Below are 21965 nucleotides of genomic sequence, written 5' to 3'. Positions count from 1 at the left end.
ATGCAAAAAAAAGTAGTAATAACCGGTTGTTCCAGCGGTATCGGCCTGGTGGCCGCCAACGATCTCCTGCGTCGTGGCTACCATGTTTTTGCCGCCTGCCGGAAGCCGCAAGACGTCCAGCGCATGAACGATTTGGGTTTTACCGGCATTGAGCTGGATCTGGACAGCAGCGAAAGCGTAGCCCGTGCCGCAGAGCAAATTCTTGAGCTAAGCGGTAACCAGCTTTACGCCCTGTTCAACAACGGCGGCTTCGGCGTTTATGGCCCGTTGACCGCCATCAGCCGCCAGCAGCTGGAACAGCAGTTTGCGACTAATCTTTTTGGTACGCATCAGCTGACGATGCTGCTGCTTCCGGCTTTACGCGCCGGCGGCGAGGCGCGAATTATTAATACCAGTTCAATCATGGGGCTGGTTTCCACGCCGGGCCGGGGCGCCTACGCCGCCAGCAAATATGCGCTGGAAGCCTGGACAGATGCGCTACGAATGGAGCTTCACGGCAGCGGCGTTAAGGTCAGCCTGCTGGAGCCGGGCCCAATCAAAACCCGCTTCACGGACAATGTTAACCAGGCCGAGCAGGACAAACCGGTGAAAAATCCCGGCATCGCGGCCCGCTTTACGCTGCCGCCAGAGGCAATTTTACTCAAACTACATCATGCGCTGGAAAGCCGACACCCACGCTTGCGTTATCCCGTGACGTTGGTTGCGCATGTACTGAGTCTGTTGCGGCGTTTGCTACCCGGCTGGATGCTGGATCGCATTTTGCGCGGTTAAGCGGCCTGAATCTCAGGTAAAGCTTGAAGCGCATACATCTGCCCCAATAGAGTAAGAAACCCAGAATAAAGAGACGAATTCATGTCACCACAAGCTGCCATTGTTACTATTAACGAAAGTAATCTGCACCAGACGCTTGAACAGTCGATGCAGATCCCCGTGCTGTTTTACTTCTGGTCTGCGCGCAGTCAGCATTGCCAGGAGTTAACGCCGGTGCTGGAGCGTCTGGCGCAGGAGTATGCGGGCCAGTTCCTGCTGGCCGAGCTGGACTGCGATGCGGAACCGGCCGTCGCGCAGCAGTTTGGCTTGCGCTCAATTCCAACCGTCTATCTGTTCCAGAACGGCCAGCCGGTTGACGGTTTTCAGGGCCCGCAGCCTGAAGAAGCTATCCGCGCGCTGCTGCATAAGGTCCTGCCTAAAGAAGAAGAGCTGAAGGCTCAGCAGGCGATGCAGCTTATGCAGGAAGGCAAAACGCTGGAAGCGCTGCCGCTGCTGAAAGAAGCCTGGCAGCTAAGCCAGCAAAGCAGCGAAATCGGTTTTCTGCTGGCCGAAGCCTTACTTGATCTAAACCGCAGCGATGAAGCGCAGGCCGTGCTGGACGTAGTGCCATTGCAGGATAAAGACACGCGTTACCAGGGACTGCTGGCGCGCATCGACCTGCTGAAGCAGGCCGCCGACACGCCTGAAATTCAGCTGTTGCAGCAGCAGAGCGACGCAGAGCCGGACAATGCTGAACTGGCCACTAAACTGGCCGTGCAGCTTCATCAGGTAGGACGTAATGAAGAAGCGCTGGCGCTGCTGTTCAGCCATCTGAAAAAAGATTTAGGTGCCGCAGACGGCCAGGCACGCAAAATATTGCAGGAGATTCTGGCGGCCTTAGGAACAGGCGATGCGCTGGCGGCAAAATATCGTCGGCAGCTTTACTCTTTACTCTATTAAGTTAACACGCGGGCCGAATGAATCGGCCCGTTTATCAACAGCCCGGAGGTTATATGCTTACTGTTATTCCCGTTATCGTTCTCGTCGCGCTGGTCATTGTCTGGTCAGGCATAAAAATTGTTCCTCAGGGGTATCAGTGGACGGTCGAGCGCTTTGGCCGCTACACCAAAACCCTGCAGCCCGGCCTTAACCTGCTTGTGCCCTTCATGGACCGCGTTGGCCGAAAAATCAACATGATGGAACAGGTGCTGGATATCCCTTCCCAGGAGATCATCTCCAAAGATAACGCCAGCGTCACTATCGACGCGGTCTGCTTTATTCAGGTTATCGACTCTGCGCGGGCGGCTTATGAAGTCAGCAACCTTGAGCTGGCGATAGTGAATCTGACCATGACCAATATGCGTACCGTGCTGGGGTCGATGGAGCTGGATGAGATGCTGTCGCAGCGTGACAACATTAATACCCGACTGCTGCGCATCGTCGATGAAGCGACCAACCCATGGGGCATAAAGATTACCCGCATTGAGATCCGTGACGTGCGGCCGCCAGCGGAGCTGATCGCGTCCATGAACGCGCAGATGAAGGCTGAACGTACCAAGCGTGCCGACATTCTGGAAGCGGAAGGCGTGCGACAGGCGGCGATACTGCGCGCCGAAGGCGAAAAACAGGCGCAGATCCTGAAAGCGGAAGGCGAACGCCAGTCGGCCTTTTTACAGGCAGAAGCACGGGAAAGAAGCGCAGAAGCAGAAGCGCAGGCGACAAAAATGGTTTCGGAAGCCATCGCTGCCGGGGATATTCAGGCTATTAACTACTTTGTGGCGCAAAAATATACCGACGCGCTACAGCAGATTGGCACCTCCCACAGCAGCAAAATGATTATGATGCCGCTGGAAGCTTCCAGCCTGCTTGGTTCAGTGGCCGGCATCGCTGAGCTTCTGAAAGAAACCAGCAAAGATCGGGAGTCGTAATGCCACACGATCTGTTAGCCAATCCCTCCTGGCTCTGGCTGACGCTGGGGGGCACTCTGCTGGCCGCTGAAATGCTGGGGGCCAGCGGGTACCTGCTGTGGAGCGGCGTCGCCGCCGTGCTGGTTAGCGTGCTGGTCTGGCTGGTGCCGCTGCCGTGGGAATGGCAGGGACTCTGTTTTGCCACGTTAACGGTGCTGTGCGCGCTATGGTGGTATTACTGGCTGCGTGGACGAGAGAGAAAACAGCCGCCCTCTTCGCTTAATCAGCGCGGTAACCAGCTGATTGGCACAGAGCTGCTGCTGGCTGAGGCACTGCGCGACGGGATTGGACACGTGCACATTGGCGACAGCAGCTGGCGAGTCCAGGCAACGGAGGATTTAGCAGCCGGTACGCCGGTGACCGTGGTCGGCGTTGAAGGGATTACGCTGCGCATCGTCAGGCGGTCTGGCACCTCGCCAGCTTCTGACCGGCTTCTACATCGGTAACCGGGCCACCGTCAGACCTTTTTCTGCCCATGACAGCAGCCCAGTAAATCATTAATGATCGGGCAGTCGGCACTATCGTCGCCGGGACAGCTTGCCGCGAGCGCCAGCAAACGCTCGCGCATCAGGTTCAGCTCCTGAATGTGCGCTTCAATCCCGGCCACTTTTTCCAGCGTTCTGGCTTTGACATCTGCGCTATGGCGCTGTGGATTATGAAACAGCGCAAGCATTTCACGGCACTCTTCCAGGTTGAACCCCACCTGGCGTGCCTGGCGCAGCAGCGTCAGCTCTTCCAGATGCTTTGCGTTGTAAAGTCGATAGCCGTTTTCACCTCTTGACGGCGCCGTCATCAGGCCTTTTTCTTCATAAAAACGGATCGCCTTGCTGGTCAGCCCGGTTTTTCGAGCCACGTCGCTGATATTCATCTTCAACCTTTGCAAATCAAGTTTACCGGGGGATAGTAGCATCCCTGCCGCCGATGACTAAAATAAACGCACCGACCGTTTGACCTTCCCCTTGATGGAAGGTTTAACCTTAGCAATAACGGTAAAACGTGCCAAAGCAAAACAGAAGGAGTTTCTATGTCACAGACTATTTTATTATCACTGGATGGCCTGTCCTGCGGCCACTGCATAAAAAGAGTCAAAGAAACGCTGGAGCAGCGTGACGACGTTGAGCAGGCAGAAGTGTCGCTCAATGAAGCCCGCATCAGCGGCAGCGCAAACCCTGCCGATCTGATCGCCGCCGTCGAGCAGGCAGGTTATGAGGCCGCGCTGGCAGACAACGCCTCCCCAAAGACTGAACCGCTGACAGACTCAGAACCTCAGCCGGAAGCGCTGACAGCGGCCTCAACCCAGCTTCCGGCACAGAATGAAAGTTTTCACCTGCTGATTAACGGCATGAGCTGCGCCAGCTGCGTCAGCCGTGTCCAGAACGCTTTGCAACAGGTGCCCGGCATTACGCAGGCACGCGTCAATCTTGCCGAACGTAGCGCGCTGGTGACGGGAGAAGCGTCACCGGACGTGCTGATTAAAGCCGTACAGAATGCGGGCTACGAAGCAGAGATCATTGAAGACGAAAACGAACGCCGGACAAAGCAGCAGCAGTCTGCGCTTAAAGCGATGCGCCGCTTTCGCTGGCAGGCGATTGTTGCTCTGGCGTTTGGTATACCGCTAATGATTTGGGGCATGCTCGGCGACAATATGATGCTGAGCGATAATAACCGCCCCACCTGGTTAGTGCTGGGTGCCCTGACGCTGCTGATCATGGTGGTTACCGGTAGCCACTTTTATCGTAGCGCCTGGCGCAGCCTGCTGAAAGGCAGTGCCACTATGGATACGCTGGTGGCGCTGGGCACGGCCGCCGCCTGGCTCTACTCTACCGCCGTGAGCTTATGGCCTGCCGCTTTTCCTCCTGCAGCCCGCCATCTCTATTTTGAAGCCAGCGTGATGATTATCGGCCTTATCAACCTGGGTCACATGCTGGAACAGCGCGCCCGCCAGCGCGCTTCCCGGGCGCTTGAGCGCCTGCTGGATCTTACGCCGCCGGTTGCCCGCCTGGTAGAACAAGGCCAGGAAAGAACGGTGCCGCTAAGCGAAGTGCAGCCGGGCATGACGCTGCGCCTGACCACGGGCGACCGCGTTCCCGTTGACGGTGAGATTACACAGGGCGAAGCCTGGCTGGATGAAGCCATGCTGACCGGTGAAGCCTTGCCGCAGCAAAAGGCAAAAGGTGACAAAGTTCATGCGGGCACGGTGATGCAGGATGGCAGCGTGCTTTTTTCTGCCAGTGCGGTAGGCAAAAATACGACGCTTTCGCGCATTGTTAATCTGGTGCGCCAGGCACAAAGCAGCAAGCCAGAAATCGGCAGGCTGGCGGACAGAATTTCCGCCGTCTTTGTTCCCATTGTGGTGGCGATAGCCTTGCTGAGCGCGGCGGTCTGGTACTTTGTCGGGCCAGCGCCGCAGCTCGCCTATACGCTGGCGGTGGCTACTACGGTGCTGATTATCGCCTGTCCGTGCGCGCTGGGGCTGGCCACGCCCATGTCTATTATCGCCGGGACGGGACGGGCCGCCGAGTTTGGCGTGCTGGTGCGCGATGCCGATGCGCTACAGCAGGCCAGTACCCTTTCCACGCTGGTCTTTGATAAAACCGGCACCCTGACGGAAGGTAAACCGCAGGTTGCGGAGATTACGCTTTTTAACGGTGCTGATGAAAAGCAGGTATTACGCTACGCTGCGGCGCTGGAACAGGGTTCGCAGCATCCGCTGGCTCGGGCCATAGTGGAACGGGCGGGTGATACTGCGTTCCCGGAAGTCTCAGGCTTCCGTACCACAGGCGGCCTGGGCGTTAGCGGCATCATCAACGGCAAAAAGCTATGGCTGGGCAATCGTGCGATGATGCAGCAGCAGCAGATCGCTATGGACGACATGGAGCAGCAAATTGCGTCTCGGGCAGCAAAAGGCATGACCCCGGTCTTGCTGGCAGTTGAAGGCGAGATCCATGCCATATTTTCTATTCGCGATCCGTTACGTAAAGAGAGCGTCGCCACGCTACAGCACCTCCACCAGCAGGGTTATAAGCTGGTGATGCTGACCGGCGACAATGAGATAACCGCGCAGGCTATCGCAAAAGAAGCCGGAATCGACAAAGTGATTGCGGGCGTGCTGCCCGACGGTAAGGCCGAGGCAATCCGTCAGCTACAGCAGCAGGGCCAGCAGGTCGCCATGATTGGCGACGGTATCAACGATGCGCCCGCGCTGGCGCAGGCGGATGTCGGCATAGCCATCGGCAGCGGCAGTGACGTGGCGATAGAAAGCGCGGGTATTACGCTGATGCGTCACGATTTGCACGCGATTATTGATGCGCTGGCAATTGCAAAAGCCACGCTGCGCAATATGCGGCAGAATTTACTGGGCGCGTTTATTTATAACGCCTGTGGTATTCCAATTGCGGCTGGCGTGCTTTATCCGCTGACCGGTACCTTGCTTAGCCCGGTTATTGCGGGTGCAGCCATGGCCCTCTCCTCCGTCACCGTGGTCAGCAACGCCAACAGGCTGCTTCGCTATCGGCCTTAGCAGAACGACTTTCAGTGCTTGTCTGAAAGACTGGTTTCCCACTGTCCTTCAGTGGGTTAAACCATTAGCATGGGCAGATAACCTGGAAGGCGGAACCAATGGGAAATTTATTACGCAAAGCAGCTGCGCTGTGGCGCAGACTGTCGCCGGTCTCCTATGCCTATCCGGCACAGGATATTGCCACCGGCCCCTGCCGTCTGCACCTGGTCGGCAGTATCCATATGGGCACGCAAAACATGACCCCGCTGCCGGTGGCTTTACAGAAAAAGCTGTCGCAGGCCGACGCACTGATTGTCGAAGCGGATATTACTTCTGGCGTTTCGCCTTTCAGCGAAAGCGAATTTTGCCTGCCGCTGGCCGAACGACTGAGCGCCGACGAGCACAATCAGCTGGGCCGCCTTTGTCAGGAAGTGGGCATTGACAGAGAAATGCTGGATAACCTGCCGGCCTGGCAGATTGCGCTGATGTTGCAGGCGCAGCAGGCCCAGCGTCTGGGACTGCGGGCAGAGCACGGTATCGATTTTCAGCTGCTGAAGGCGGCAAAAGCACAGCGGAAAAAAATTATCGAGCTGGAAGGGCCGCAAACGCAGCTGGCACTGCTGAAGGCACTGCCCGAAAACGGCCTGTCGCTGTTGCAGGATACGCTTAAGCACTGGCATACCAATGCCCGGCTGCTGCAAACCATGATCGGCTGGTGGCTAGAGAAGCCGCCAGTCAACAGCCAGCTGGCGCTGCCCGCCACGTTTAACAGCGCGTTAAATGATGTGCTGATGCTACAGCGCAACCAGCGCTGGTATCATGAGCTGACAGCTTTGCCGCCCGGCGACTACGTGGTGGCCGTGGGCGCGCTGCATCTTTACGGTGAAGGGAATCTGCCTGACCTGCTAAAAAAGTAAAAAAAAGGGCCGGTATCGCTACCAGCCCGTTAAAAAGGTATTTTTTTATGATTTTAGTTCGCCGCTGGCAATTGGCTTGCTGACGGGGGAGCAGATTGTCGCCTGGAGTCCGAATTTTATCCAGTACTTTTTTTCATCACTTTTTGCCATTCCATGTTAAAAGGAAAACGGTCATGACCCCGGCAGTAAAATTCCTTGAAAAACAAAAAGTAAAATTTAAGTTGCACAGCTATGAGCACGACAGCGGTGATACCCACTACGGTGATGAAGCCGTTCGCAAACTAAACCAGGACGCTAACCGGGTTTATAAAACGCTGCTGGTTGCCCTGAACGGGGATGCCAAAACGCTGGCGGTTGCCGTGACGCCCGTTGCCGGGCAGCTGGATTTAAAGCACATGGCGAAATCACTGGGTGTTAAAAAGGTGGAAATGGCCGATCCACAGATTGCGCAGCGTACCACGGGCTATCAGACGGGCGGCATCAGTCCGCTGGGGCAAAAAAAACGTCTGCCTACAGTTGTTGACGAGCTGGCGCAGCACTTTCCCACCATTTTTATTTCGGGCGGCCGCCGCGGGCTGGAAATCGAAATTTCCCCGCAGGACTTAGTGCAGCAGCTGGATGCGATTTTTGCCGATATTGCGAAACGTGCTTAAAAAAGCGGTTCTCCAGCCTCGTCAGCAGGCTGGTCTGAAAGCCGGTCGAGCATCCAGCGGCCAGCTGGGCCCGGGGGCGACTGGCGTGACCAGACCGCATCCACCTGAATATTCTGCGGCCAGCCGCTGACGGGCAGCTCGCGCAGTAGCCGATGTCCAAACTGCTGCACCATCCAGCGCGGCAATACCGTCCAGCCAAATCCCTGCTCTGCCATCTCCATCAGCAGCAGATAAGAAGGTGCCGACCATACGCCCTTTCCCGCCCGATAGTGCCGGTTCGCGCCCGTATTCAGACAAAGTTGCCGCACGCTTTTTAAGGCGTCCTCACTGACTTCAGGCAGCTGCGCCAGCGGATGGTCCCGATGCAGATAGATAGCCAACTGCGCCTTCACCTGTAGCCTCGTCGTTGCAATATCTTCCGGATAGCCGGGCTGGACGCGGATCACTCCAATATGCGCTCTGCCCGCCTGAATCAGATCGATAATGTCGCCGTCTTCGGCAATCATGCATTCAAAATCAATTTGCGGATAACGTACCGCAAAACGCTGCAGCAGTGATTCGTGATAGTCCGCCTGCCAGAAATCAGAAATGACCATGCTTAAACAGGGTTCAACAGCGCCCGCCAGCCTGACCACCAGCTCATCCAGCCGCTCGCTGGCCGCCAGAATTTCTCTGACCTGTGCCAGCACGCGTTGCCCGCTTTCCGTTAATACTGGCGTACGTGCTTCCCGGCTGAACAGCATCAGGCCAAGATCGGCTTCCAGATTAGCGACCGCCGTACTGACAGTTGACTGGCTTTTGCGCAATGCACGCGCGGCGGCAGAAAAGGAGCCTTTTTCGACCGTCTGAACAAAAGCCTGCAAGGATTCCGGTGAATAACGCATCAAAGTATCGCTTTTTTCGATAGGTAATCATTTCATCTTAACAAAGAAAATGGCGAGAATGCGCGTTCACTAAAATGAAGGAGAGATCATGACGCGGACGTTAAAAGAGCGTTTTTTCCACGCGGTGGGTTTTGAGCTGCTGGCGGTGCTGATAGTTTCCCCGCTGGCATCATGGGCGATGGCAAAGCCGCTGTTTCAAATGGGTGCGCTTGCCGTGATGCTCTCAACCGTAGCGATGATCTGGAATATGATTTACAACGCCGGGTTCGATTATCTGTTCCCTGCGGGTAAGCAAGGCTGGCCGCTGCGTATTTTGCACGCGCTGGGGTTTGAAGGCGGCTTTATCCTGATTGGGCTGCCGATTGCGGCCTGGATGCTGGGGATTTCGCTGTGGCAGGCGCTACTGCTGGAAATCGCGTTTTTCCTCTTTTTTCTGCCTTATACCGTGGCTTATAACTGGGTATACGACACTTTGCGCGCGCGCAGAAGATGCCAGCAATAATTTATGCGCCAAAGATGCAGATAAAGAACAACGCCCGCTGCAAAGTCAAAGGCGAGGATAATTACCCTCGCCCGTTTAATGTAAAATCAGCCGCGCGACCCGCTTTCGGGATGGCCCATTACCGTTTCTATAATGGCTTTACGCCATCTTTTCAGCGGTTCAAGGCTGCTTTTCTCGGCCTCCGGCGCGGTTGCCTGCAGCGGTTTTCCCTTTTGAATTTCACCGGCTGGCGCGAAAGCAGCGGCATCCAGCGGCGAGTGCTTTTCAATATACTGCTTCAGCACTTCAGCATCGACAAAGCCCGTATTCACATAGCCCGGAAAAGAAGTAATGACCGGATAGCCATCTCCGCCCGTGGCGTTAAAACTTAGCGTGGCCATGCGATAGGTTTTCTCTTTTTGCAGAGGTTCGCCTTTGATTTTAATCTCGCGCACGCCTGTACCATCAGCCGTCAGGCTGACGTTGGCAAACTGCGCATACGCGCCGGAATCAACCTGCTTGTTAGCCACTACCGCCAGGTATTTTTCTACCTCACTGCCCTTCATATCGACATACACCAGCGTGTTGCCAAAGGGCTGCACTTTCAGCACGTCTTTATAGGTAATATCGCCAGCGTCCATAGAGTCACGCACACCGCCGCCGCTCATGACCGCAAAGTCAGCTTTAGTCCGCTCCATCTGTGCACTTAAAATCACTCTGGCAAGGCTGGTCTGCACAAAGCGCACTTTGCTGCGGTCCCCTTCCAGCCGGCCATTGGTGCTGCCGATTTTAACGTTAAGTTGCGCTTCGCCTTTTTTCTGGAATGGCGTCAGCAGCTTCATCATGGCCGGATTTTTAACAATTTCCTGGGTGTAGTTGACCCAGCTAACGCTGCCGTCGGCATTGGTGACCTTATGACGCAGGTTAATGGGCACCAGCTCGTAATGTTCCAGCGTCAGCTTACCGTTAAGAAAGGTGAAGTCAGCGCGGCCAATATATTTTCCCCACTCGTGCGCCTGCACTATCCACGTCCCATTTTGCCTGTCCGGCTGGCACGGCGTGCCCGGCACGTAGTCGGCTTGCTTAACGTTTTCTTTGGCCATACAGACCGGGTCCTGAGAGTGCCCGCCGACAATCATATCCAGATAGCCCGCCGGTAATTCACGCGCCATCTCCACATCGCCAGGCGCATTGGAGCCGTGGTTACCATTGTCGTAGTGGCCCATGTGGGTGGCTGCGATAATGACGTCCGGTTTTTCTTTCTGCCGTAGCTCTTCCACTACCGTTTTGGCTTCTGCCGCCGGCCGGTGGAAAATGATATCGTCAAAATATTCCGGGTTACCAATTTTAGCCGTATCGTCGGTGGTTAACCCAATCACGGCGATTTTTAACCCCATGCGGTTAAAGAGCGCATAAGGCTGAAACAACCTTTTTCCCGTGCTTTTCTGGTAGATATTGGCGGAAAGCAGCGGGAACTTTGCCCACTTTTGCTGCTGGCGAAGAACGGAGAGCGGCTTATCGAACTCGTGATTGCCGATGGCCATTGCGTCGTAGCCTATCAGGTTCATGCCGCGAAAATCGGGTTCTGCATCCTGCATATCTGACTCCGGCACGCCGGTATTGATATCGCCGCCGGACAGGATCAGCACCGCGCCGCCGTGGGCCTGCACCTCATATTTGATCTGATCCATCATTGTTTTCTGTGCGGCCAGGCCATACTCGTCATGCTCGTTCTGCCAGAAGCGGCCATGATGATCGTTGGTGTGCAGCACGGTAAATTTATAAACCCGATCTTTTACCCAGGCCTGAGCAACGATCGGCGCACTAAGCAACGCCAGCGCCAACAGCGTCAGCGACTTTTTCTTCAGTAAAAGCACAGCGAATCTCCTTGTTTAAAGACTTATAAAGCTGGCGTTCCGCACCTGCCGCAGAGGTTCTGCACGGCAGACAAAGAGGCGTTAAACAGCACTCGTGACGCCATTTTATTTCATCACGCCAGGCATGAAGGAAAGATGACTCACAGATCTAAGGCTTTCCTGTAGTAACCACTATTGCAGGCATATTTCCCAGACACTTCCGCAGATAAAAACGTGCCTGATGTCGACAAAACTATGACCAGCCATCAGGAAATTCAGCAAGAATTCGGTTTAACTTCAGGTTAAGCCTCAAAAATTTGGATTGCTATAGCATTTATTTGCCGAAGGCGTTTTTTTTGCGTTTTAACCAGAATACGCCAGGCAGGCTGACTTATTATGCCATACACTTAAAACTTACATCCGGATACATTTGCACACAAAGGGAGAAAAGCATGCATCATACTACGCCGCTTATCACCACCGTCGTTGGCGGTCTTGTTCTCGCTTTTCTCCTCGGTATGCTGGCTAATCGTTTACGCATTTCACCGCTGGTAGGCTATCTGCTGGCTGGCGTGTTGGCCGGCCCTTTCACCCCCGGTTTTGTCGCCGACACGAACCTTGCCCCCGAGCTGGCCGAGCTGGGTGTGATTCTGCTGATGTTTGGCGTTGGGCTGCATTTTTCCCTGAAGGATCTCATGGCGGTCAAAGCGATAGCTATCCCTGGCGCGGTAGCGCAGATTGCCGTCGCCACGCTGCTGGGCATGGGTCTTTCGTCAGCGCTGGGCTGGCCGTGGATGACCGGGCTGGTTTTTGGCCTTTGTCTTTCCACCGCCAGTACGGTTGTGCTGCTGCGAGCGCTGGAAGAGCGCCAGCTTATCGATAGCCGACGCGGGCAAATCGCCATTGGCTGGCTGATTGTAGAAGATCTGGTGATGGTGCTGGCGCTGGTGCTGCTACCCGCCATTGCGGGCATGATGGAAGAAGGCAGCGCCAGTCTAGCCATGCTGCTGACCGATCTGCTGATTACCATTGGCAAAGTCGTTGCCTTTATGGTGCTGATGATGGTGGTCGGGCGGCGTGCGGTGCCGTGGATCCTCGCCCGCAGCGCCGCCACCGGCTCACGCGAGCTTTTTACGCTGGCCGTTCTGGCGCTGGCGCTGGGCATCGCTTTTGGCGCGGTTGAGTTTTTCGACGTCTCTTTTGCGCTTGGCGCGTTCTTTGCCGGTATGGTGCTGAATGAATCCGAATTAAGCCATCGCGCCGCGCACGATACCCTGCCGCTGCGTGACGCCTTCGCCGTGCTCTTTTTTGTCTCTGTCGGCATGTTGTTCGATCCTATGGTACTGGTCGACAAGCCGCTGGCCGTCCTCGGCGTGCTGGCCATTATCGTACTGGGCAAATCACTGGCCGCCCTGCTGCTGGTGCGGCTGTTTGGCCATTCGCGCAGTACCGCCCTGACCATCTCTGTTAGCCTGGCGCAGATTGGTGAGTTTGCCTTTATCCTGGCGGGATTAGGCATCTCATTGAATCTGCTGACGCAGGAAGGCCGTAACCTGGTGCTGGCAGGCGCAATCCTTTCCATTATGCTTAATCCGATCCTGTTCGCTTTGCTACAGCGCTATGGCGACAAACGCGAAGCGCGGGAAGAACAGGCTCGCGAAGAGGCGCAGGCAGAAGAACCGCAGATCCCGGTCTCCTTGTGCAATCACGCTATTATCGTGGGGTTTGGTCGCGTCGGCAGTCTGCTGGGGCGAAAGCTGATAGAAAACGGCGTGCCGATTGTGGTGGTGGAAAACAGCCGCGCGCGCGTGGAAGCATTAAGAGAACAAGGTATCAGTGCGGTGCTGGGCAATGCAGCGCGCACGGACGTCATGGAGCTGGCGCGTCTGGACTGTGCCAGCTGGCTGCTGCTGACCATTCCTGATGGTTTTGAAGCGGGAGAAATCGTCGCCGCAGCCCGTGAAAAGCACCCGGCCATTGAGATAATTGCCCGCGCCCATTACGACGAAGAGGTGAGCTATATCACCGAGCGCGGCGCTAATCGCGTCATCATGGGCGAGCGGGAAATTGCCAGCAGCATGTTGAACATCCTGCTGGCGGAAGCAAAGCCACAGGAATGTCCTGTGTGAGCCGCGACCGGAAGAGCTTAGCGTTCCCAGTAGGACTCTTCCAGACTGTCCTCACGCTCCGGCAGCCCGCGCGTTAAGCGTGGCGAATGCTGGTTAAGCACCTGATAGCTGACGCGGTTAGCATATTTACAAACCTGGGCCAGCGATGAGTACGTCAGGTAGCGGCGGCCATGCTTGCTGGAGTTTGGCACGTTGAGACGATGGTAATCGTTAGCGGTGATGTCATGCAGCAGCGCCGCCAGCGCACCGTCGCCCGCGCCGTTGGTGTTCATGATTTTTTCCGGGCCGCCCATGTAAGGCGCAATATGCGAGAAAATCCGCAGCGGCTGCTCGCAGTCCTGATGGCGCATGGCGCGGCTGAACTCATACTGGTTGAACTCCGGGATCGCGCCGGGCAGCAGGGGATGCTGCGTTTTACGTTTGCCTTCCTCTTCCGTAAAGCCAGCCATGTACAGCCCGTTTGGTCCAGCGGTACAGAGCACCAGATCTACCCAGTCCAGCGCCATATTCGCCGCCTGTAGCGGATCGCTAAAGCCGGTCAGCGCTTCGCCCTCTTCCTCATTCATCGCCACCACGGATACATGGTCGCGCAGAAAATCGCGCCAGAACTGTGGGTTATCGCCAATCACATATTTGGTTCCCAGCGTCAGCACGACCGGAATATTGTGTTTTTTAGCCCAGGCAATCGCCTGCATGGTCGCTTCCGCCATCGGCTCACCCGGCTTGCAGCGCAGCAGATAAGAAGTCAGCAACAGCGCAGAGGCACCAGCGACGACCTCTTCCGGAATGCTCTCTTTTTTCAGCTGGTTCATCATGCCGGGACTAATGGCAAAGGTGCGCTCGCCGTGCTCGCCAATCAGCGTAAAGCAGCGGCCAATCGCGCCATCAACGCCCTGCAGGTAGTTCAGATCGGTGCGGCTGGAGGTATTACAAAGATAGCGATAGGCGTAACTGCCAATCTGTACGTTGCTGCACATCACGCCCAGCAACACCGACCTGTCGTCCGCCAGTACCGAATAGTTATGCAGCGTATTGCCGATGGTGCCGCCAGCAAACTGATGGGTAATCAGGTTTTCTCGCGTCAGCTCTTCATACAGCGCCTCGGCTACGTCATCCTCAATCACCAGCGAATGCCCCATGCTCAGACCATAGCGAGCGACAAAAGCGTCATCCACTTTCGCTTCGATATCTACCAGGATCTGATCGATGCCGGCTATCCAGCTGGTGCCGGTTTCGCTTTCCGGCTGCACCGGTTTTAACAACGGATCGCGGGCGCTAACGGGGAAATAGTGTTTGGATTTACGCTGACCGGGAAATTTCATCTTGCTGACTTCAGGAAGGGATACAGGCGGGCAATCATAGCAGGGATGGGGCTGGCTGCCCACACCCCCTGATTTTTAGCGCTGGCTGTTGACCAGCTCGACCATCATATCAATGTGCAACGCATCATCGTTTAAAGCCGGAATGTATTCAAACTTCGTGCCGCCCGCGTGCATAAAGAACTCACAGTTCTGCTCGCTGATCTCTTCCAGCGTTTCCAGGCAGTCGGCGGAAAAGCCGGGACTCATGATCTGCACGTGCTTGACGCCTTTTGCCGGCAGCGACTGCATCGTCTCATCGGTATAAGGCGTCAGCCACGGTTCCCGACCAAAACGGGACTGGAAGGTCAGCATCGCTTCGTCACTGCGCAGCCCCAGCGCCGCTATCAGTGCCTCGCTGGTTTCGCGACAGCGCAGCGGATAGTCGTCACCTTCGTCAGCAAAGCGCTGCGGGATGCCGTGAAAAGACATCACCAGCAGATCCGGCTTGCCGTGTATGGCAAAAGAGCGTTCAACCGAAGCTTTCAGGGCTGCAATGTAGGCCGGATGAGTAGCGTAGTCGCGTATAAACTGTACCGAAGGCAGGCTGCGATAGCCCGCAAACACTTCCGTAATTCCGTCCCACACCGCCGCTACGGTAGAGCAGGAAAACTGCGGGTAAAGCGGCAGCACGATCAGGCGGGTCACGCCCTGCGCCATCAGGCTGTCGAGCGCGCTTTTCAGGCTCGGATTGCCGTAGCTCATTCCCAGCTCAACCGGCATATCCAGCCTTGCCGCCAGCGCCGCGCGCTGGCGTTTGCTGAACACCATCAGCGGCGAGCCTTCCTCCATCCAGACTGATGCGTAGAGTTTGGCGACGCGCGGTGAACGAATCGGCAAAATCGCGCCGTTCAGAATCGGCCACCACAGCCAGCGTGGCGTATCCACAACGCGCTTGTCGCTGAGGAACTGTTTCAGGTAGCGTTTTACAGCAGGCGTGGTGGGCGCGTCAGGCGTGCCTAAGTTCACCAGCAGCACGCCGGGTTTATCTTGCCGCATTGTTATTCCTTATCTGGCATCTCAGGTGATGAAAACGAGAATCATTCTAGCGGAAAATCAGGGAGGGGAAACCAATTGCTGTAACAGGGCCGGCTTTTACCGGCCCGGAAAGGGACTAACCGAAGATTTTTTCCAGTTCGGCGCTGACTTCAGACACTTTACGCGTGCCGTCAATTTTGTGGTAGGCGGTGTTGCCCGCTTCCGCTTCTTTGCTGTAGTAAGCAATCAGCGGCGCGGTCATCTGATGGTATTCCACCAGGCGCTTACGCACGGTTTCTTCCTGATCGTCTTTACGCGTGGTCAGCTCTTCACCAGTCACGTCGTCTTTGCCTTCAACCTTTGGCGGATTGAAGGTAACGTGGTAAACGCGGCCGGATGGCGCGTGAACGCGACGGCCAACGATGCGCTCGACGATCAGCTCGTCCGGCACGGCGAATTCCAGCACGTTATCAATTTTAATGCCCGCTTCCTTCATGGCGTCTGCCTGAGGAATGGTGCGAGGGAAGCCGTCCAGCAGAAAACCGTTGCGGCAATCTTCCTGAGCGATGCGCTCTTTTACCAGGGCGATAACCAGCTCGTCAGTGACCAGCTTGCCAGCATCCATCAATTCTTTGGCCTGTTGGCCCAGCTCGCTATTGGCTTTTACTGCCGCACGCAGCATGTCGCCCGTGGAGATCTGCGGAATGCCGTATTTCTCCATAATAAACTGAGCCTGAGTCCCCTTACCTGCACCCGGAGCACCGAGCAGAATAATACGCATTGCGTAAATCCCCTTGCGAATCGCTTTAATCAAATTATCCAGGGCATGAACATAACATTATGACCCTGTATCCACAAGGAACCCCGCAGCTTAGCGGTGTCCGCAGGCCGCGACGTTACCGGTAACTAAAGGGAAATTCGGTATGACTGGCACAGCTTTAAGCGGTTTCTGGCGTCAGCGGCCTGAAAGCCCTGTTTTCAGACTTTTTCACCCGATTAAGTAGCAGGATGACGCATAGTGAGGTCGTCAGTGAGGGGAAAGTAACCGGCGAGGAAATAAAAACAGGGAGCAAAGGTTTGCTCCCTGTAGCTGTGACGAAATTGCAGGCTCGAGAAACGGGCGCTTTCTATAAGGAAGTAAAAAGCGCGTTTCCTGACTGCCTTAGCCTGGCAGTTGCTGGTTCATACGACGGATAAACCGGGCAGCCTTAGCCTGGCAACAGCTGGTTCATACGGCGAATAAACCGGGCAGCCTTAGCCCAGCAGCAGCTGGTTCATACGGCGGATAAACTGGTTAGGATCTTCCAGCGTACCGCGCTCGGCAAACATCGCCTGATCCAGCAGCAGTTCTACCCACTCGGCAAAACGTGCTTCGTCCTGCGTATCGGCAGCACGCTTCACCAGCGCGTGTTCCGGATTCAGCTCAAACAGATATTTTACTTCCGGCACCGGCTGGCCAGCCGCAGCAAACAGCTTCGCCATCTGCGTGCTCATTTCGTTAGCGTCCGTGGTCACAATTGCTGGCGTATCGGTCAGGCGGTGCGTCAGACGCACATCCTTCACGCGCTCGCCCAGCAGCGTTTTCACGCGGTCAACAAAAGGCTCCAGCGCTTTCTCTGCTTCCTTCTGCTCTTCGCTCTCTTCATCGGCCAGCTTGCTTAACGCTTCATCTGCTTTGCTGACGGACTGGAAGGTTTTACCGTCGAACTCGGTCAGATAGCTCATCATCCATTCGTCGATGCGATCGGAAAGCAGCAGCACCTCGATGCCTTTTTTACGGAACAGCTCCAGATGCGGGCTGCTTTTCGCGGCGGCGTAGCTGTCGGCAGTGATGTAGTAAATTTTATCCTGCCCTTCCACCATGCGGCTGACGTAATCTTCCAGCGACACGGTCTGCGCGGAACCTTCGCTGCTGGTCGAAGCAAAGCGTAACAGCTTAGCGATGGTTTCTTTGTTGGCGCTGTCTTCAGCCGGGCCCTCTTTCAACACCAGACCAAACTGCTGCCAGAATTTCTGGTATTGCTCTTCGTCATCCTTCGCCACTTTTTCCAGCATTTGCAGCGCGCGCTTACTCAGCGCGTTACGCAGATTCTGGGTAATGCGGCTGTCCTGCAGGATTTCACGCGAGACGTTCAGCGGCAGATCGCTCGAGTCTATCAGGCCACGAACGAAGCGCAGGTAGTTCGGCATGAACTGCTCGGCGTCATCCATGATAAATACGCGCTGTACGTACAGCTTCAGCCCGTGTTTATGATCGCGGTTCCACATATCCCACGGCGCCTGGGAAGGGATATAAAGCAGGCTGGTGTATTCCTGCTTGCCTTCCACACGATTGTGACTCCAGGTCAGCGGATCGGCAAAGTCGTGGGAAACGTGCTTATAAAATTCTTTGTACTCGTCGTCGCTGATTTCGGACTTGTTGCGCGTCCACAGCGCCTGCGCCTTGTTGATTTTTTCCCAGCTGGAAGTTTTTTCTTCTTCGTTGTGCTCTTCGATTTCTACCGGCAGCGCGATATGGTCGGAGTATTTGCTGATAATACTGCGCACGCGCCAGGCGTCCAGGAACTCATCTTCGCCTTCACGCAGATGCAGCGTGATTTCCGTTCCGCGATCTTCTTTATTTATATCGGCGATGGTGTATTCGCCTTCACCGGCAGATTCCCAGAACACGCCCTCTTCGGCGCTGGCTCCGGCTGCGCGGGTACGTACGGAAACCTTATCCGCCACGATAAATGCGGAATAGAAACCGACGCCGAACTGACCGATCAGCTGGCTATCTTTTGCCTGGTCAGAGCCCATCGATTCCAGGAAAGATTTGGTGCCGGATTTAGCGATGGTTCCCAGGTTTTCAATGACTTCGTCTCGCGTCATGCCGATGCCGTTATCGCTCAGCGTCAGCGTACGATTTTCCTTATCAACAGAAACACGAACCCGCAAATCGCCGTCGCCCTGATAGAGATCCGGCGTGGAAAGCGCGCGGAAGCGCAGCTTGTCGGCCGCATCGGAGGCATTGGAGATCAGTTCACGCAGGAAGATTTCTTTATTTGAATAGAGGGAATGGATCATCAGGTGCAGAAGCTGTTTTACCTCTGACTGGAAGCCACGCGTCTCTTGTCCTTTCATGGTCATTGCTACCTCATAACTGGTTTACGTTGAGAAGTAGAATGGGGACAGCGGGGAAAAATTCAAGGCGGCACGACGGATCGTGCCGTTAAATAGTTAAAATTTAATCTTATGGCGCCCGGCCAGAGAGTGCGACAGCGTGGTGCCGTCGACCATTTCCAGCTCGCCGCCAACCGGTACGCCGTGCGCGATGCGGCTGGCGTCAACGCCATATTGCCCGCACAGTTCGGCGATATAGTTGGCGGTCGCTTCTCCTTCTACTGTTGGATTGGTCGCCAGGATAACTTCCTGAATCGACTCTTTTTCCAGCCTCTGTTCCAGCCGGTCCAGACCGATATCGTTCGGGCCAATGCCGTCCAGTGGTGAAAGATGCCCCATCAGCACAAAGTAGCGGCCGGCAAACTGCCCGGTTTGCTCAATGGCATGGATGTCGGCAGGGCTTTCCACCACGCAGATCAAACCGGTTTGCTGCCGCCGGGAATTGGCGCAGATGGTGCAGATTTCCTGCTCGGTAAAAGTACGGCAATCGGCACAGTGGCCAATTTCCGACATGGCTCGGGTCAGCGCCTGCGCCAGACGCATTCCGCCGCTGCGATCGCGCTGCAGCAGCTGAAACGCCATGCGCTGTGCCGACTTGGGCCCTACACCGGGCAGGCAGCGCAGCGACTCCATCAGGCTTTCAAGGAGCGGGCTGGTTTGCATCAGAACGGCATCTTAAAGCCAGGCGGCAGCTGCATACCGCTGGAAACCGCAGCCATCTTGTCTTTCTGCGCTTCCGCTACGCGACGAGCCGCATCGTTGAATGCCGCAGCGACCAGATCTTCCAGCATATCTTTGTCGTCTTCCAGCAGGCTGGGATCGACTTCCACGCGCTTACAGTTGTGTGCGCCGTTGATGGTGACTTTTACCAGGCCTGCGCCTGATTCGCCGGTCACTTCCATCGCCGCGATCTCTTCCTGTACCTGCGCCATTTTGTCCTGCATTTGCTGGGCCTGCTTCATCAGGTTACCCAGTCCGGCTTTTCCAAACATAGTTCTCTCTCTTTAAGAAGGGCCGCACGCGCGCCGGAGCGCAGGTGCAGCGTTTCAAAGGGGGCGGATACTCTCTTCATCCACATCGGCGTCAAAGAAACGACGCAGCGTCTGAATATGATTATCCGCGATAATCGACTGACGCGCCTGCGCCAGTTTTTCTTCGTAAATTTTCTGCCGCCATTCCAGCGGCGTTAACACCGCCGGATTATCGTCTTCAATCAGCGTGAGTTCAACCGTCTGGCCCGCCGCTGCACTTAACGCCTCGCTCAGCGCTTTTTGCGCCGAAGGGGAATTAAGGTGCCGCTGGCTGGAACGCAGATGCAGGCAGATACCGTTCTCCGTCTGCTCTTTCCAGGCATTCAGCGCCAGCTGCTGTACCAGCTTAGGCAACGTCAGCGCGGCTATCTCGGCCGCCCAGGCGTCACGCTGCTGGGATTCAATGGTCAGCTTGGCCATCAGCTCAGGCGTTTTCTCGTGTTCTAACGCTGAACGCAGCGCTTTTGGCGTGGCGACTGGCTCGGGCTTGACCTCTACCGTTTGCGCTTTCCAGCGGTATGCTTCAGGTTTTACCGGCTCAGCGGCAACCACGGCGCTTTGCCGTTTCTGACCACGCTCGGTAACGGCCGCCAGCCGCTCCAGCGCCGAGCCTGCCGGCCGCGCATTGGGCGCTGCCGGCTCACTCTTTTTTAGTTTGGTCGCTCCCTGCTGGCGCATTAGCTGCGTTCGCGCCTGCAGCAGCTGGCTGGTGGCGTCGGGGAGCGGCGCGGCATCCTGAACGGTATGCACCGGCGCTGCTCCCGCTGGCGGGACCGGATTCGACTCTGGCGGCGGCGCGCTTTGTGGCCGCTGCATTTCCTGCTGTACCTGAGGCTGCCGCTGCGGCGGCTGTGAGTGCGGCTGCATCTGAGGTTGTGCATGCTGCTGCGGCTGTCCCTGCGGCTGAGGTTGCTGCTGCCTTACCTGCGCCTGAGGCTGCTGCTGTGAATGCGGCTGCATCTGAGACTGCGGCTGCGGCTGCATCTGAGACTGCATCTGAGACTGTGCCTGTGACTGAGGCTGCGCCTGCGGCACCATTGCAGGACGCGCTACCGGCTCGGCAATCACCTGTTTAGGATGAAAGGCCAGCGCACGCAGCAGCGTCATCTCAACGCCCATTCGGCGATCCGGCGCCAGCGGCAATTCTTTCCGTCCCACCAGCAGCGTCTGGTAATAGAGCTGCACGTCAGCGGGCGGCAACACGCGAGCCAGCTCGCGTAGCCGCTGCTCAATACTGGCGAACTCTTCGTCCAGCGCGGAAGGCAGAAGCTGGATCATCGCCACGCGGTGCAGCAGCGTCAGCATTTCTACCAGCAGCGCTTCCCATTCAACGCCTCTGGAAGCCGCCTGGTTAAGCAGCGACATCACCTGTTCGCCCTCGGCGTTGACCAGCGCTTCAACCAGCGCCAGCGGCTGCTCGTCATCGAGCGTGCCGAGCATACTGCTGACGGCCTCGGTGGTGACCTTGCCCTGCCCCATGGCGATAGCCTGATCGGTCAGGCTTAACGCGTCGCGCATGCTGCCGTCGGCGGACCTTGCCAGCAGCTGGAGCGCGCGCGTTTCGGCCTCGATCTGCTCTTCATTCAGTACATGTTCCAGCTGACCGCGAATTTGCCCGACGTCGAGCGCCTTCAGATGAAACTGCAGGCAGCGTGACAGAATAGTCACCGGCAGCTTTTGCGGATCGGTCGTCGCCAGCAGAAATTTGACGTGCTCGGGCGGCTCTTCCAGCGTTTTCAACAGCGCGTTAAAGCTGTGGCGGGAAAGCATGTGCACTTCATCGATCAGGTAAACCTTAAAGCGACCGCGCGCGGGAGCATACTGCACGTTATCCAGCAGATCGCGCGTATCCTCAACCTTGGTTCGCGAGGCCGCATCGATTTCAATCAGATCGACAAAGCGCCCTTGTTCAATTTCCCGGCAGTTGTCGCACTTGCCACAAGGCGTGGCGGTGATGCCGGTTTCGCAGTTAAGGCCTTTCGCCAGGAGGCGGGCAATAGTGGTTTTTCCTACACCCCGGGTGCCGGAAAAAAGGTAGGCGTGATGGATGCGGCCAAGCGACAGCCCGTTGGCCAACGCGGTCAAAACGTGCTCCTGACCGACCACATCACTAAATGCCTGGGGACGCCACTTGCGGGCCAGTACCTGATAGCTCATTAGTGCTTCATCATTGATTTATAAAGGATAATTAATCTAAACACCGTTAACCCGTGGTTTAGCCTCGTTTCAGATTACCCGCACAGTGTACCAGTACAGTCCACGTCATTCCTGTTATTTTGCGTAAAACCGCCCGGTAAATC

The 21965-nt window shown here is 56.2% G+C and carries 19 protein-coding genes and 1 other annotated feature; of the genes, 9 read left to right on the top strand and 10 right to left on the bottom strand.

The features are described from left to right. From KUE00_RS05635 to KUE00_RS05620, 4 genes are all read left to right on the top strand, one after another. Positions 1-771, top strand: coding sequence for an SDR family oxidoreductase (locus KUE00_RS05635; RefSeq protein WP_246758619.1), 771 nt, complete (start codon positions 1-3; stop codon positions 769-771). An 81-nt stretch (positions 772-852) separates the two neighbouring features. Then, complete coding sequence (locus tag KUE00_RS05630; protein WP_246758618.1) at positions 853-1710, top strand: co-chaperone YbbN; 858 nt, start codon at positions 853-855, stop codon at positions 1708-1710. A 53-nt stretch (positions 1711-1763) separates the two neighbouring features. Continuing rightward, positions 1764-2678, top strand: a complete 915-nt coding sequence (locus KUE00_RS05625) for an SPFH domain-containing protein (protein ID WP_246758617.1) — start codon at positions 1764-1766, stop codon at positions 2676-2678. Next, complete coding sequence (locus KUE00_RS05620) at positions 2678-3163, top strand: NfeD family protein (RefSeq protein WP_246758616.1); 486 nt, start codon at positions 2678-2680, stop codon at positions 3161-3163. The genes KUE00_RS05625 and KUE00_RS05620 overlap by 1 nt, the downstream gene beginning before the upstream one ends. An 11-nt stretch (positions 3164-3174) precedes the next feature. Here KUE00_RS05620 and cueR read toward each other — a convergent pair whose 3' ends face one another. Then, positions 3175-3585: a Cu(I)-responsive transcriptional regulator gene (gene cueR, locus KUE00_RS05615; protein ID WP_246758615.1), complete on the bottom strand. Its 411-nt coding sequence runs from the start codon at positions 3583-3585 to the stop codon at positions 3175-3177. A 156-nt stretch (positions 3586-3741) separates the two neighbouring features. Here cueR and copA point away from each other — a divergent pair, with 156 nt between their 5' ends. From copA to ybaK, 3 genes are all read left to right on the top strand, one after another. Next, positions 3742-6237, top strand: a complete 2496-nt coding sequence (gene copA / locus KUE00_RS05610) for a copper-exporting P-type ATPase CopA (RefSeq protein ID WP_246758614.1) — start codon at positions 3742-3744, stop codon at positions 6235-6237. A 98-nt stretch (positions 6238-6335) separates the two neighbouring features. After that, positions 6336-7133 (top strand): TraB/GumN family protein, encoded by a 798-nt coding sequence (locus KUE00_RS05605; RefSeq protein ID WP_246758612.1) that lies wholly within the window; start codon positions 6336-6338, stop codon positions 7131-7133. Between the two features lie 173 nt (positions 7134-7306). Continuing rightward, complete coding sequence (gene ybaK / locus KUE00_RS05600) at positions 7307-7786, top strand: Cys-tRNA(Pro)/Cys-tRNA(Cys) deacylase YbaK (RefSeq protein WP_246758611.1); 480 nt, start codon at positions 7307-7309, stop codon at positions 7784-7786. On the opposite strand, the gene KUE00_RS05595 is transcribed toward ybaK, so the two are convergent. Continuing rightward, the gene (locus KUE00_RS05595; protein WP_246758609.1) at positions 7783-8670 is read right to left on the bottom strand and encodes a LysR family transcriptional regulator; all 888 of its coding nucleotides are present in this window, start codon (positions 8668-8670) and stop codon (positions 7783-7785) included. The two genes, ybaK and KUE00_RS05595, sit on opposite strands and share 4 nt — an antisense overlap. An 85-nt stretch (positions 8671-8755) precedes the next feature. Between KUE00_RS05595 and KUE00_RS05590 the strand changes: the two genes are divergently transcribed. After that, on the top strand, positions 8756-9172 hold the full coding sequence (locus KUE00_RS05590) for a multidrug/biocide efflux PACE transporter (RefSeq protein WP_246758684.1): 417 nt from the start codon (positions 8756-8758) through the stop codon (positions 9170-9172). 86 nt (positions 9173-9258) lie between these two features. Here KUE00_RS05590 and ushA read toward each other — a convergent pair whose 3' ends face one another. Next, entirely contained in the window at positions 9259-11019 is a 1761-nt protein-coding gene (gene ushA, locus KUE00_RS05585) for a bifunctional UDP-sugar hydrolase/5'-nucleotidase UshA (protein WP_281434515.1), read from the bottom strand. Between the two features lie 440 nt (positions 11020-11459). Between ushA and ybaL the strand changes: the two genes are divergently transcribed. Further along, complete coding sequence (gene ybaL / locus KUE00_RS05580) at positions 11460-13136, top strand: YbaL family putative K(+) efflux transporter (protein ID WP_246758605.1); 1677 nt, start codon at positions 11460-11462, stop codon at positions 13134-13136. Positions 13137-13153: 17 nt separating this feature from the next. Here ybaL and KUE00_RS05575 read toward each other — a convergent pair whose 3' ends face one another. The 7 genes from KUE00_RS05575 to dnaX all read right to left on the bottom strand — a co-directional run bounded on the left by KUE00_RS05575 (position 13154) and on the right by dnaX (position 21822). Next, positions 13154-14458, bottom strand: coding sequence for an inosine/guanosine kinase (locus KUE00_RS05575; protein ID WP_246758604.1), 1305 nt, complete (start codon positions 14456-14458; stop codon positions 13154-13156). A 75-nt stretch (positions 14459-14533) separates the two neighbouring features. Continuing rightward, positions 14534-15493, bottom strand: a complete 960-nt coding sequence (gene hemH / locus KUE00_RS05570) for a ferrochelatase (protein WP_246758603.1) — start codon at positions 15491-15493, stop codon at positions 14534-14536. A gap of 115 nt (positions 15494-15608) precedes the next feature. Beyond that, positions 15609-16253, bottom strand: a complete 645-nt coding sequence (adk, locus tag KUE00_RS05565; RefSeq protein WP_246758602.1) for an adenylate kinase — start codon at positions 16251-16253, stop codon at positions 15609-15611. A 473-nt stretch (positions 16254-16726) separates the two neighbouring features. Next, complete coding sequence (gene htpG, locus KUE00_RS05560; protein WP_246758600.1) at positions 16727-18601, bottom strand: molecular chaperone HtpG; 1875 nt, start codon at positions 18599-18601, stop codon at positions 16727-16729. 90 nt (positions 18602-18691) lie between these two features. Beyond that, the gene (gene recR / locus KUE00_RS05555; RefSeq protein WP_246758598.1) at positions 18692-19297 is read right to left on the bottom strand and encodes a recombination mediator RecR; all 606 of its coding nucleotides are present in this window, start codon (positions 19295-19297) and stop codon (positions 18692-18694) included. After that, positions 19297-19626 (bottom strand): YbaB/EbfC family nucleoid-associated protein, encoded by a 330-nt coding sequence (locus KUE00_RS05550; protein WP_246758597.1) that lies wholly within the window; start codon positions 19624-19626, stop codon positions 19297-19299. The genes recR and KUE00_RS05550 overlap by 1 nt, the downstream gene beginning before the upstream one ends. A 54-nt stretch (positions 19627-19680) precedes the next feature. Next, a complete protein-coding gene (gene dnaX, locus KUE00_RS05545) occupies positions 19681-21822 on the bottom strand; it encodes a DNA polymerase III subunit gamma/tau (protein ID WP_246758595.1) in 2142 nt (713 codons plus the stop codon). Continuing rightward, positions 20275-20336, bottom strand: a sequence feature (DnaX frameshifting element). It overlaps the preceding gene by 62 nt. Positions 21823-21965 lie beyond the last annotated feature (143 nt).

It is taken from the genome of Erwinia phyllosphaerae (genome assembly GCF_019132875.1).
Classification (GTDB): Bacteria; Pseudomonadota; Gammaproteobacteria; order Enterobacterales; family Enterobacteriaceae; genus Erwinia; species Erwinia phyllosphaerae.
The sequence above is the reverse complement of the archived record's forward strand: the minus strand, read 5'-3'. Positions and strand labels throughout refer to the sequence as shown.